Here is a 13,067-nt window from a genome sequence, read left to right on the forward strand (position 1 = left end):
CAGGGGACCGGGCGCAGCCTCCTCGCGCGCCCCCGGCCCCGCGGCGTCAGTACGTGGAGCCCATGCGCCCGAAGCTCTTGAGCGCCTTCACCTTGCTGTTCTTCACCGCGGCCTTCTGGGCCTCCTCGGTCCGCGCGTCGTCGTATTCCTGCATCGCGCGGGCCTGATCCGCCTGATCCGCCGCCACCGCCGCCGGGCCCGCCACCGCGCCCGCCTCCATGAAGAGGGCCTGGTTCTGGACGAGGTAGCCCTTCGCCTCGTCCTTCCTGCCCTGGCTCATCGCCTCCGCGGCCTTCTGGAGGTTCTGCGCGCTGCGGGCCCGGGCCGCGTACACCGTGGCCTCCTTGTCCTGGCGCTGGACGACCTCCTCCTGCACGTCGGTGGCCACGGCGGCCAGCATCGCCTGGTCCTCCACGTTCTTGTTCACCAGGAGGTCCGTGTACGCGACCTTCAGCCCCGCCACCTGCACGGACTGGCCCGCGGACGTGCCCGTCACGTGGAGGCGCGCCACCACGCGCTCCACCTGGCCCGCGGAGAAGTCCGGCAGCGCCACGCGCACGGTGTTGCCGGCCTGGTGCGAGCGGTAGCCGAGCACCTCGTCCAGCGTCGTGCCCGGGGGCAGGTCGAAGGACAGCTCCACGTTGCGCGCCACCGCCGTGGTGGCCTGCTGCAGGTCGCGCTGGAAGAGGGTGGACAGCTTGCTCGCGTCCTCAAGGAAGCCGTACGCGCCGGCGCCGTACTCCGCGAACGCCTGCATCAGGTCCTCGTTGAAGTCCGTGCCCACGCCGATGGAGCTCACCGTGATGCCGGAGGCGCGGATCTCCTTCACCACGTTCTTCAGCCCCTCCTCGTCGGACACGCCCTCGGTGGGCTGGCCGTCGCTCATCAGGATGAGGCGGTTCACCGTGGCCCCGCCCCCCATGGCCGAGGCCAGCTGCGTGCGGCCCACGGACAGGCCCGCGCTGATGTTGGTGCCGCCGTCATCCCAGATGCCGTCGATGAACTGGAGCATCCGCTCGCGGTTGGACGCGGTGGCTGGCAGGGACGGCAGGCTCTTCACGTCGCTGCCGTAGTGCACGATGGCCAGCCGGTCCTCGTCGCGCAGCAGCGACACCAGGTGCCGCGCGGCCTGCTTCGCCTGCTGGAGCTTGTAGCCGCTCATGGACCCGGACCGGTCGATGACCACCGCCAGGTTCACCGGGCTGCGCTTCGCCCCGGGCACCTCCGCGCCGGTGAGGTCCACCGTCACGTAGGTCTCGGACGGGCCCACCGGCACGTACGGGTGCGACAGCCGGCTCGTCACCTGGAGGCTGCCGGAGGACGTGCGCGGCCCCGGCGCCGGGGTGGGCAACTGGGGGACCGGGGTGGTCACGACCGCCTGGGGTGGGAGGCCCCGGTGGGGCATGCCCAGCACCAGCGCGGTGAGGGCCAGGCCTCCAGCCAGGGCGAGGAACAGGACCGTACGATTCATGGCAGGGCTCCAAGAGCGTTTGAGACGCGGGCCCTGCCTTTACGAACGGGGGGCGCGAAAAGGTCTAACCCTTTCGCGCGAGGCGTCTGTTCAGTGCGCCGTTCAGTTGCCCTGGGCGGTCGGCGTGGCGCCCGCGCAGAAGTAGGGCGAGTTGTTCTCGCCGAAGGTGCGCCGGTAGAAGGACTCGTCCGCGACGCGGATGGCGTCCAGCGTGTCCTGGTCCAGGAGCAGGGGGCGGCACGTCATGCGCTCCTTGAGGCCCGGCTCCACGTCGTCCACCGTGCGGGTGATCTCGCAGCCCGCGGTGGTGCCCTGCACGCACTCCTTGCTGCAGTAGCCCAGGGCCGGCGCCTCCGGATCCTCGCTGCGGGGGCTCTGGTCGTCGCGCACGCAGATGAGGTCCTCGCACTCCAGCGCGCCGAAGGAGATGAAGTCCTGATCCGCGGCGATGTCCTTCTCCTTCACCTCCACCACGTCGCGGCCCTGCTCCTCCGCCTCCTGCGCCGTGGCCTTGCGGACCAGGGTGCATGGCTTGCCCAGCTCGGTTTTGACGTCGCAGCCTCCCAGCATCAGGGCGGCGGACAGGAAGAGCGCGGTTCGCACGAACATCTTTGGAGACCTCTAGGAAGGATGGAGACAGGGCGCGTCAGGGGGGAGGACGACGCCCGGAACCCGCGAACGGTAGCACACCACTTTCGCGCGCCAACCACCGACCCGCGGGGCGTGAGCACAGTGGAATTGTGAAGGGATACGAGAGGAATACAGAGGAGGCAGGCGCATTCTGCTGGTTGATGGTTGGGAATACGGCCGATAGGATGGTGCGGCTGATGTCATGCTGCCTTCCGGTGGCAGTACGTTCCCTCCCCCCACGGAGCGCCCGGACTTGAACCGCCCCACGCTGCTGCTTGCGCTGAGCCTGATGTGGCCCGCGCTGGCCCCCGCCCAGACCCAGGAAGGCATGGGCCTCGATCTCACCGAGGACTCCCAGGCCAAGCCTCCCGAAGCGAACCCCGCGCCGCCGCCGGACGAGGAAGCCCGCCCCGCGACTCCGCCTGCCGCCACGCCGGCCAAGGACGTCCCGGTTGAGGCGCTGATGCCGCTCACGGACATCACCCAGGACGACCGGGTGAAGAGCGTGCAGCGCAAGGTCTACCTGAAGAAGAACCGCCTGGAGATCTCACCGTTCGTGAGCATCTCCGTGAACGACCCGTTCTATTCGAAGTTCGGCGGCTCGCTCCGGGCGGCTTGGTACCTGTCGGACACGCTGGCCATCTCCGCGCGCGGGTCGTTGATCCAGGTGCTCCCGTCGGATGACGTCCGCACGGCGAAGCGCACGTTCAACGCGAAGATCTACAACTCCGTGCCCACCTGGTCCGCCATGGGTGACCTGGAGTGGGCGCCGCTCTACGGCAAGGTCTCCTTCCTCAACTCCATCCTCCACTTCGACGGCTACCTGCTGGGCGGCATGGGCGTGGTGAGGACGGAGACCTCCGCGCTGCCCGACCGCGGGCTCAACCCGGCCTTCGACCTGGGCCTGGGCATGCGCTTCGTCACCAAGGACTACCTGGCCGTCAACGTGGCCCTGATCAACACCTCCTATGTGGACCAGCCCCTGGGCAGCAGCAAGGGCGCCATCCAGAACGTCATGACCCTCAACGCGGGCATCTCCATCTTCCTGCCCCTCAAGTCGACGGGGAGGGAGTCCGAATGAAGCCCGCCGTCCGTCTGCTCCTGACCCTGTGCGCGGGCGTGCCCGCGCTCGCCGCCGCCGACGACCAGGCCCCCGCGCCCGCTCCGGCCGCCGCCGCGCCCGCTCCGGCCACGCCGGCGCCGGCGCCGGTGACCCCGGCTCCGAAGACCGCGGCCAACTCGAACCCGCCCACCACCTCCCAGGAGGAGGAGGCCGGCGACGTGTCCGAGGTCGACAAGGACGCCCTGGGGCCCCTTCGCGAGCGCATCCGGCCGGTGTCCGGCCACATGTTCCTCAAGAAGGGCCGCTTCGAGCTGAGCCCGTCCGCGTCCATCACCATCCGCGACGCGTTCTTCAAGAAGTACCTCTTCGGCGGAACGCTCACCTACTTCCCCATGGAGACCCTGGGCGTGGGCCTCCGCGGTGGCTACGCGCTGAACTCCGTGGCGGGCTCCGCGCAGATCTGCACCTTCACGCCGGGCGAGGGCGGCGACACCCGCGGCTGCCGCGCGCCCAGCAAGGGCGAGCTGGACGGGTACGCGCCCGGCCAGATGACGCTCATGGGCGGCGTGGACGTCCAGTGGGCGCCCATCTACGGCAAGCTGTCGCTGCTGGCGGAGAAGTTCGTCCACTTCGACATGTACGGCGTCGTGGGCGCGTCCGTCGTCCAGTACAAGGGCCCGGCGACGTCGCAGACGGACGGCACGCCGGTCGCGGGCAGCAAGTCGTACCTCACGGGCGGCGGCAACGTGGGCGTCGGCCTGCGCTTCTTCTTCAACCGCTGGATGACGCTGCGCACGGAGCTGCGCGACCTCATCTACGTGGAGAAGGGCCGCGACCCCACGCCCAACTACCTCCGCAACCAGATCCTGTTCGAGCTGGGCCTGTCCTTCTTCTTCCCCTCCGGTTCCTGAGACTCATGCGCACCCACCGGTTCCTCCGCCTCGCCGTCCTCGGGCTCACGCTCGCGTACACGGCCCCCACGCTGGCCCAGTCCTTCGAAGGGCTGGACCTGGCGGGCCAGTCGAAGAAGAAGAAGAAGGGGGCCTCCTCCAAGGCCTCCTCGAAGAAGAAGAAGCCGACCGCCAGGCACGGCAAGGGCAAGGCGGCGGCCCCGGCCGAGGACGCGGACCCGGACACGGAGGCGTCCTCCTCCGCCACCAGCGCGCCCGCGCCCGTGGGCAACCCCGCCACGCCGCCCGCGGCCGTGACGACGCCCGCGCCGGCGGCCACGCCCCCAGCCCCGGTCGCGCCCGCCTCGAAGCCCGCGCCCCAGGGCAGCTCCGGCCTGGGCCTGGGCCTGGACCTCACGGGCGACAACGACAAGCCGCCCGCGCCCACGATGACGTTCGACGCGGTGGACGTGTCCGGCAAGACGGCGGACCGCCAGCGCCTGGACGCGGCCATCAGCCTGTTCAAGAACGACGAGTACGAGAAGTCCGCCATGGCGGCCCACGAGCTGTTGGGCGACCCCAAGCTCCAGGGCCTGCACGTGGAGGCGCGCTACGTGCTGGCCAAGTCGCTCTACCGCATGGGGCTGTACCACTCGTCGCTGGGCGAGTTCTCCAAGATCCTCGCCGCGGGCCCGTCCACGAAGTTCTTCAAGACGAGCCTGGAGTGGCTGTTCTTCATCAGCCGCAAGACGCAGAACGAGACGGTCATCCTGGATGAGATCGCCCGGTACGCGAACTACGAGTTCCCGGAGAAGTTCCGGAACGAGTTCCGCTACCTGCTGGCGCGCTACCACTTCGTGCGTGGCCGCGCGCTGGACCAGGTGGGCCAGGTGGAGAACGCGGACAAGTCCTTCGAGGAGGTGAAGCGCCTGGCGCTCACCATCCCGCGCACGGATCCGTTCTACCCGCGCGCGAAGTACCTGGAGGGCCTGGCCTTCTTCCGCAACGGCACGCGCAACAAGGACGCGGCGAGCAAGCGCGGCAACACGGACGTGCTCGCGTCGCTCGAGGCGATGAAGGAGGTGGTGCGCCTCACCCGCCCCATGCCGGGCCGCACCGGTGAAGCGGCGAAGCTGGACAAGTCGCTGCGCGAGCTGGCCTTCATGCAGTTGGCCCGCACGCACTACGGCATGCAGCAGAACCGCTTCTCCATCTTCTACCTGAACAAGGTGGAGCGCGGGAACACGCAGTGGCTGGAGGCCCTCTTCGAGTCCTCCTGGGCCAACTACCGCATCGGTCAGTACGAGCAGGCGCTGGGCAACCTCATCACCCTGTCGTCGCCCTTCTTCCGCGAGGAGTACTTCCCGGAGGCGCTCATCCTCAAGGCGGTCATCTATTACGAGAACTGCCGCTACCGGGAGTCCAACCTCATCCTCCAGGACTTCGAGCGCACCTACCTGCCCGTGCACGACGAGCTGGACTCGCTCGTGAAGAAGAACATGGACGCCTCCGAGTACTACACGGTGCTCGCGGACGTGCAGAAGAAGAACAAGGAGGGCCTGGAGAAGAACGGCACGGACATCATCCTGGAGCGCATCCTCCGGCTGGCCCTCACGGATCAGGACCTGAAGAAGACCAACGACTCCATCCTGGAGCTCGAGGGGGAGATGGACCTGTTCTCCAACAAGGGCGACACGTTCAAGTACTCGGAGCTGACCAAGCAGCTGCTGGAGGAGCTCAAGGTCCAGCGCACCAGCCTCATCTCCAAGGCCGGCATCATGGCCAAGGGCAAGCTGGAGACGGAGCTGGGCGCGCTCAAGCTGCTGCTCGCCAACGGCCTGCGCATCAAGTTCGAGACCACCACCAAGGAGAAGGAGTTCCTGGAGGAGCAGCTCAAGGCGGGCGGCCGCACGGCCATCGTCAAGAAGTACAAGTACTCCGTGGCGGTGGCGGACGATCAGCTCTACTGGCCCTACGAGGGCGAGTACTGGCGCGACGAGCTGGGCACGTACCAGTACACGATGACCAAGGGCTGCATCGAGCGCGACACGGCCAACCGTCAGATCCAGTCCGCCGAGGCGATGTAGACGCCTCGCGCCGAGAGTGGGATTCTACCCGGCCGCCGGAGCGCCCGCACGCGCGCTCCGGCGGTCTTTGTTTTTTCAACGGTCCCTCGCGGGGGGACGAGGGAGTGCGAAGTTGGCTCGGGAGGCGTCGCTGCGGGTGGTGTTCGGCATCGCCGTCCTGGACCTCATCGGGTTCGGCATCCTGATTCCGCAGCTGGGCGTGTACGGCGTGCGCTTTGGCGCTTCTCCCTTCGCGGTGGGGCTGCTCGTCGCGGTGTACTCGCTGATGCAGCTGGTGGCGGCGCCCGTGATGGGGCGGCTGTCCGACAGGTTCGGCCGGCGGCCGGTGCTGCTGGTGTCGCAGGTGGGCTCGCTGGTGGGCTACGTGCTCTTCGCCTTCGCGCACACGCTGCCCCTCTTGTTCCTGTCGCGCGTCATCGACGGGGTGTCCGGGGGCAACGTGTCCACGGCGCAGGCGGTGGTGGCGGACATCACCCGGCCGCACGAGCGCGCGCGGGGCATGGGCGTCATCGGCGCGGCGTTCGGCCTGGGCTTCGTGCTGGGGCCCGCGCTGGGCGGTGTGCTGGGGGCGTGGGGCGGCAACCTGGCCATCGGCCTGTTCGCGGCGGGGCTGTCCGCGCTGAACCTGCTCAACACCTGGTGCTTCCTGCCGGAGACGCGCAAGGCGGACTCGCCGTCCGCGGCGACGCGCAGCATGCGGGGCGCCGCCGCCGCGTTGACGCTGCCTGTCGTGGGCCGGTGCGTGGTGCTGGTGCTCCTCTACACGGTGGCCTTCGCGCAGATGGAGGGCACCTTCTCCGTGTACCTGCTGACGCGCTTCCTCTCCTCGGGGCCGGTGCCGCTGGAGGGCGGGTGGCTGGTGCACGCGCTGCATCCGGACGCGAGCGTGCTCAAGGAGGCGAGCCTGCGCTCCGGGGCGCTCTTCGCGGTGGTGGGCGTGCTGTCCGCGCTGGTGCAGGGCGGGCTGGTGCGCCGGCTGGTGGCGGCGGGCCCTGGCGCGTCGCGTCCGGCCGCGCCCGGCGCCCCGGAGGGCAGGGGAGGGCGGGAGGCCCCGGTGGCCGTGGTGGGCTTCGGGCTGACGGCGGCGGGGCTGGCGCTGCTGCCCGTGGCGCCGTCGTACGGGTGGCTGTTCCCGGTGATGGGCCTGCTGGCGGTGGGCTCCGCGCTGGTGACGCCGTGCCTGTCCGCGCTGGTGTCGCTGCACGCGCCCATGGAGCGGCAGGGGGCGGTGCTGGGGGCGTACCAGGCGTCCGGCTCGCTGGGCCGCATCGTGGGGCCCGCGCTGGGCGGGCTGCTCTTCACCCGGCTGGGCCCGGCGGCTCCCTACGGGACGGGCGCGGTGCTGGTGGCGGTGGGTGGACTTTTGGCACTGTCCCTGGTGACACAGGTGCGAATGTCGGGGGCGGGCGCGGAGCAAAGCTCATAGGATGGGGACCATGGTGGGCAAGCCGCAGCACATCACCATCGCGTTCGACGTGATGGGGAGCGATCACGGCCCGGCGGAGGTGGTGCGAGGCGCCGCCCAGCTCTCGCTGGAGTCTCCGCACATCCACGCGCTGCTCGTGGGGGACCGGCCGGTCATCGACGAGGCCCTGGCGGGCATCAAGCACAACGGGGAGCGCATCTCCGTGCACCACGCGGGCGACTACGTGGGCATGGACGAGAAGCCCGGCGAGGCGCTGGCCCGCAAGCCCGAGTCCTCCGTCGCGGTGGCCGCCCGGCTGGTGGCCGAGGGCGAGGCGCACGCGCTCGTCTCCGCGGGCAACACGGGCGCGGGCGTGCTCGCGTGCAAGCGCCACTTCCAGCTGATCCCCGGCGTGCGCCGCGCGGCCCTGGCCACGGTGTACCCCACGCGGGGCGTGCGCGGCGCGAAGCACGACCCGTTCAGCCTCATCCTCGACGTGGGCGCCACGGTGGAGGCCACCGCGGAGGACCTGGTGGCGTTCGCCGTCATGGGGAGCGCCTACGCGCGCATCATCTCCCGCAACGACCGGCCCAAGGTGGCGCTCCTGTCGAACGGCATCGAGCCCCAGAAGGGCCCGCCGCGCGTGGTGGAGGCGCACCAGCGGCTGTCGCAGATGCCGGGGCTCAACTTCATGGGGAACGTGGAGGGCATCGACATCCCGCGCGGCACGGTGGACGTGATCGTCACCGACGGCTTCGTGGGCAACGTGTGCCTGAAGATGCTGGAGGGCGTGCACGACACGGTGATGGAGCTGGCCCAGTACGCCTACAAGGAGAGCCTGCGCTGGCGCGCGGGCCTGGCCATGCTGTCCTCCGGCATCGACCGGCTGAAGGACATCACGGACTGGGAGCAGTACGGGGGCGCGCCCATCCTCGGGTTCGACCGCATCTTCATCAAGGCGCACGGCCGCTCCAAGGCGCGCGCCATCGCGAACGCGGGCAAGGTGGCCGCCAAGGCGGTGGCGAACGAGCTGGGCACCGCCATCCAGGAGGGCCTGGCGAAGTGAGCCTGCCGGACCGCATCGACCCGCGTCCCCCGCGCCGCATCTACCGGTGGGACCTGGACAAGACGTACCTCCAGACGGACTTCGAGTCGCTGCGGGACCTGTTCCGCACCGCCTTCCAGAAGGCCCACGAGAAGGTCGCCGTCCCGGGTGCGTCCGCCCTCATCCGCGAGCTGGCGGAGCAGGGGGACTCGCGGCTGTGCATCGTGTCCGGCAGCCCCAAGCAGATGCGCGCGGTGCTGGAGGAGAAGCTCAAGCTGGACGGCGTCCAGTGGGACGAGTTCGTCCTCAAGGACAACGTGGGCAACCTCTTGCGCGGGCGCTTCCGGGCCCTGCGCGGGCAGGTGGGCTACAAGCTGCCCGCCATCCTGGAGAGCCGCGTCAACGCGCCGGTGGAGGCGGAGGAGGTGCTCTTCGGCGACGACGCGGAGGCGGACGCGTTCATCTACTCGCTCTACGCGGACCTCATCGCGGGCCGGGTGGACGAGCGCGTGCTGGCCCAGGTGCTGGAGGCGGGCGGGGTGTACCCGGACGACGCCGCGCGCGTGCACGAGGCGTGGAAGAAGATCCCCATCGCGGACCCGGTGCGGCGCATCTTCATCCACCTGGACAAGCTGACGCCGCCCGCGCACTTCACGCCCTACGGCCCGCGCGTGGTGCCCATCTTCAACTACTTCCAGGCGGCGCTGGTGCTGCTGGCGGACGGCCACCTCACGGCGCCGCAGGTGCTGAAGATCGCCGTGGAGATGGTGCAGACGGCGGGTCACAACATCATCACGCTGTCGAACTCGTTCCAGGACCTGCTGCGGCGCGGGCTGCCGCTGCAGCAGGCCGCCATCGCGCTGTCCCAGGCGCTGGAGGGGCCCAACGCGCTGCTCAACGCCATGCGCCCCGTGCCGGACATCCTGGCCGCGTTCAGCAAGCGCCTGGCCGCGCTGGGCACGCAGCCGCCCCCGCCGCGCGTGCAGGCGGTGGACTACGTGTCGCTCATCTCCCACGCGCTGCCCCGGACCCACAAGGCGCGCTCGCTGAAGCCGCCGACCTGAGCGCCTCCCGCGCGCCGGGGCGCGTCCTGGCCCCCGGTGCCTGCCCGCCTGCCTTGCGACCCCTCCAGCGGCGGGGCCGGTGACGGGCGAGGTCCGCCCCCCGCCCCGGTGTTATCCAGTGGAAGCCCCTTTCCCCGGGCAGCGGGGCGCACGGAGGGCGGGCAGGGGGACCCCGGGCGGACCCCCGACGTCCCTGAAGAATGTCCTTAAGCGCGCCCCCCATGGGTGGGAGGATGCGTGCTAGACGGTTGCCCTTCCGAGGCGAATGACGCGAGACCCGACCCATCCCCCGCCCCCTGGCGGAACGCTGCCAGCCGCGCCCGGAGACGACGCGCGCGGAGAGGCCTCCTTCGAGGCGGCAGCGGCGGAGGCTTCCGGGTCCGCGCACGAGGTTCATTCCATGTCTTCCCCCCTGGACCTGACGGGCTCCGAGGAGCGCACCGAGCGCACCGCGGCCCAGGTGCTCGCGGACTCCGCCGAGCGCCCCAGCGAACACGAAACCCCTGGACTGGCCTCCCAGGAGGCCCCCTCCGAGCCCCCCGACGCCGTGGACGCGGCGGAGGACGACGGGTTCGACGACGATGACGACGCCGAGGACGCCGAGGACGCGGCCCCCGAGGTCAGCGATGAGATCCAGCGCGCCACGGAGGCCCTGAAGGCCGCGGAGGCGGAGGACGCCCAGGCCGCCGCCGAGGCCGGTGACGAAGCCGAGGAGCCCGAGGCCGTCATCCTGGAGCCGGAGCCGGAGCCCGCCGCGAACGAGCCGGAGCTGCAAGCGCCCACCACCACCCGCACGGGCGAGCCCGCGGAGATCGACCCGGACGAGATGGACCCGGACGCGCTCAAGGTGGTGCTGCGGCTGCACCAGCACGGCCACCAGGCCTACCTGGTGGGCGGCTGCGTGCGCGACCTGCTGCTGGGCCGCAAGCCGAAGGACTTCGACGTGGCCACCAGCGCCCACCCGGGCGAGGTGCGCGCCATCTTCCGCAACTGCCGCCTCATCGGCCGGCGCTTCCGGCTGGCGCACGTCTACTTCAAGGGCGGGAAGATCGTGGAGGTGTCCACCTTCCGCGCCAACCCGACGGAGCTGGAGCCGGCGGCCGGGGCGGAGGAGGGGCAGAGCGGCGAGGACCTCCTCATCACCCACGACAACGTCTTCGGCACCGCGCAGCAGGACGCGCGCCGCCGCGACTTCACCATCAACGGCCTGTTCTACGACGCGAGCGAAGGCCGGGTCATCGACTACGTGCGCGGCCGGCGCGACCTGGATGAGCGCTTCATCCGGACGATTGGCGACCCGGAGATCCGCATGCGCGAGGACCCGGTGCGCATCCTGCGCGCGGTGCGCTTCGCGGCGAAGCTGGACCTGGACATCGAGTCGCGCACGTACGCGGCGATGGAGGGCGCGGTGGAGGACCTGCCGCGCTGCGCGCCCGCGCGCCTGCTGGAGGAGACGTTCCGGCTCATCCGCGGCGGCGTGTCCGCCCCGGCGCTGAAGCTGCTGGCGGCGCTGGACGCGCTGAAGATCCTCCTGCCGCCCGTGGACGCGTACCTGCGCGAGCACGGCAAGGAGGGGGAGCAGACCTTCTACGCCTTCGCCCAGGCGCTGGACAGGCGCGTGTCGGCGGGCGAGGTGCTGGACGACGCCATCCTGCTGGCGACGTTGCTGGTGCCCATCAGCCGCGCGCAGCCGCCGCAGGAGGACGCGCAGGACGACGGCCGCGCGTCGGTGTCGCGCGTCATCGAGGACCTGCTGGCGGGCTTCGTGGAGTCCGCGCGGCTGCCGCGCCGCATCGCCGAGCGCTGCCGCATGCTGCTCCTGATGCAGCGCACGCTGTCCGGGGAGCGCCGCAAGAAGACGGGCGCCTTCCGCCGCCACCCGCTCTTCAACGAGGCGCTGGCCGTCTACGCGATGACGGTGGAGGCCACGGGCGAGGGCCGCGAGGCGCTGGAGGCCTGGCAGGCGGGGGAGGTGCCGCCCGCGCGCGCCGGTGCGAGCGGCGGTGGAGACGCCGAAGGCCCCCGCCGCAAGCGCCGCCGCCGTCGCCGCCGCCGTGGCAACGGGAGCAGCGAGGGCGGTGGCGCGGAGCGTCCCGCCCCCGCCGGCTCCGACGCGGGCGAGGGGTAGCGCCTCGGCGACCCCCCCGCGCGGTGAGCGGGCCGGGGCGCTCGCGTGCGCCGGCCCTTGTCGCGTCCGGAGGCCGGCTACCGCTTCGGCTTGTCCACGGGCTTCTCGGAGCGGTGCTGGTCGTCATCCGACGCCTCCGCCCCCGCGATGTCCGCCATGGTGATGGCCTTGCTGCCGAAGCGGGCCGCGATGCGGTCCATCGCCTCGTTCAGCTTGGACGACCTGGGCGCCGCCGCCGGGAACAGCCCCAGCTGCGGCTCGTCCTCGTCCAGCTGCACGCTCACGCCGGTGAGCCGCAGGGGCTTGCCCTCGTGCGCGCGCTCCAGCAGCTCCAGCGCCGCGCGGTAGATGACCTGTCCGTCGTCCGTCGCCTCGCGCAGCGTGGTGCGCCGGGTGATGAGCGTGAAGTCCGCGAACTTCAGCTTGAGCTGCACGACGCGGCCCTTGAGCGCGGCGCGCCGCAGCCGCCGGGCCACCCGCAGGGCCTGCGCGTGCACGTGCGGCTTGAGCGCCTCCGGGCCCGTCAGGTCCTCGTCGAAGGTGTCCTCCGCGCCCACGCTCTTGGCCGCCCGGTCCGGCACCACGTCCCGCGCGTCGATGCCGTGCGACAGCTCCCACAGGTGCTTCGCGCTCGCCGCGCCGAAGCGCTCCTCCAGCCAGCCCACGTCGCGCGCCGCCACGTCGCCAATGGTGACGAGCCCCGCGCGCTTCATCGCCTCCTCCGTCTTGGGCCCCACGCCCCACAGCCGCGACACCGGCAGCCCGGCGAGGAACGCCACCGTCTCCTCCGGGCGCACCTCGCGCTGGCCGTTGGGCTTCGCCAGGTCGGAGGCGATCTTCGCCACGAACTTCGCCGTGGCGATGCCCGCGGACGCCGGCAGGTTCAGCTCGTGGGTGATCTCCTTGCGGATCCGCTTCGCGATGTCCGCCGCCGCGCCGAACAGCCCCACCGACGCGGTGACGTCCAGGAAGGCCTCGTCCAGCGACAGGGGTTCAATCAGCGGCGTGTACCGCTCGAAGATGGCGAACACCTGCTCGCTGGCCTCCGCGTAGGCGGAGAAGCGCGGCTTCACCACGATGGCGTGCGGCGCCTGCTTCACCGCGCGCGCCATGGGCATCGCGCTGCGCACCCCGAAGGGCCGCACCTCGTAGGACGCGGCCACCACCACGCCGCGCTGTGCATGCCCGCCAACGATGACCGGCTTGCCCCGCAGGGACGGGTTGTCGCGCTGCTCGACGGACGCATAGAAGGCGTCCATGTCCACGTGGAGGATGGCTCGCATG

General features: G+C 71.0%; 10 protein-coding genes. 7 read left to right on the forward strand and 3 right to left on the reverse strand.

Annotated features, from left to right (window positions below; genetic code table 11):
• Nucleotides 1-46 precede the first annotated feature (46 nt).
• Nucleotides 47-1,471 (reverse strand): VWA domain-containing protein, encoded by a 1,425-nt coding sequence (locus U8525_RS17260; RefSeq protein WP_374266989.1) that lies wholly within the window; start codon nucleotides 1,469-1,471, stop codon nucleotides 47-49.
• 102 nt (nucleotides 1,472-1,573) lie between these two features.
• Nucleotides 1,574-2,080: an adventurous gliding motility lipoprotein CglC gene (gene cglC, locus U8525_RS17265; RefSeq protein ID WP_374266991.1), complete on the reverse strand. Its 507-nt coding sequence runs from the start codon at nucleotides 2,078-2,080 to the stop codon at nucleotides 1,574-1,576.
• Nucleotides 2,081-2,354: 274 nt separating this feature from the next.
• Here cglC and U8525_RS17270 point away from each other — a divergent pair, with 274 nt between their 5' ends.
• The 7 genes from U8525_RS17270 (at nucleotide 2,355) to pcnB (ending at nucleotide 11,783) form a co-directional block, all read left to right on the forward strand.
• Nucleotides 2,355-3,182 carry an outer membrane beta-barrel domain-containing protein gene (locus U8525_RS17270; RefSeq protein WP_374266993.1) on the forward strand — a complete coding sequence of 276 codons (828 nt, stop codon included), beginning with the start codon at nucleotides 2,355-2,357 and terminating at the stop codon, nucleotides 3,180-3,182.
• On the forward strand, nucleotides 3,179-4,075 hold the full coding sequence (locus U8525_RS17275; RefSeq protein WP_374266995.1) for an outer membrane beta-barrel domain-containing protein: 897 nt from the start codon (nucleotides 3,179-3,181) through the stop codon (nucleotides 4,073-4,075). Before U8525_RS17270 ends, U8525_RS17275 begins: the two co-directional genes overlap by 4 nt.
• A 5-nt stretch (nucleotides 4,076-4,080) precedes the next feature.
• Nucleotides 4,081-6,141, forward strand: a complete 2,061-nt coding sequence (gene gltC / locus U8525_RS17280; RefSeq protein WP_374266997.1) for an adventurous gliding motility protein GltC — start codon at nucleotides 4,081-4,083, stop codon at nucleotides 6,139-6,141.
• Between the two features lie 112 nt (nucleotides 6,142-6,253).
• Complete coding sequence (locus tag U8525_RS17285) at nucleotides 6,254-7,567, forward strand: MFS transporter (RefSeq protein WP_374266999.1); 1,314 nt, start codon at nucleotides 6,254-6,256, stop codon at nucleotides 7,565-7,567.
• 10 nt (nucleotides 7,568-7,577) lie between these two features.
• Nucleotides 7,578-8,612, forward strand: coding sequence for a phosphate acyltransferase PlsX (gene plsX / locus U8525_RS17290; protein WP_374267001.1), 1,035 nt, complete (start codon nucleotides 7,578-7,580; stop codon nucleotides 8,610-8,612).
• Nucleotides 8,609-9,655, forward strand: a complete 1,047-nt coding sequence (locus tag U8525_RS17295; RefSeq protein ID WP_374267003.1) for a phosphatase domain-containing protein — start codon at nucleotides 8,609-8,611, stop codon at nucleotides 9,653-9,655. The genes plsX and U8525_RS17295 overlap by 4 nt, the downstream gene beginning before the upstream one ends.
• A gap of 400 nt (nucleotides 9,656-10,055) precedes the next feature.
• Complete coding sequence (pcnB, locus tag U8525_RS17300) at nucleotides 10,056-11,783, forward strand: polynucleotide adenylyltransferase PcnB (protein ID WP_374267005.1); 1,728 nt, start codon at nucleotides 10,056-10,058, stop codon at nucleotides 11,781-11,783.
• A gap of 77 nt (nucleotides 11,784-11,860) precedes the next feature.
• Here pcnB and U8525_RS17305 read toward each other — a convergent pair whose 3' ends face one another.
• On the reverse strand, nucleotides 11,861-13,066 hold the full coding sequence (locus U8525_RS17305) for a DNA polymerase IV (RefSeq protein ID WP_374267007.1): 1,206 nt from the start codon (nucleotides 13,064-13,066) through the stop codon (nucleotides 11,861-11,863).
• Nucleotide 13,067: the final 1 nt, after the last annotated feature.

Source organism: Corallococcus sp. RDP092CA (genome assembly GCF_041903675.1).
GTDB lineage: Bacteria > Myxococcota > Myxococcia > Myxococcales > Myxococcaceae > Corallococcus.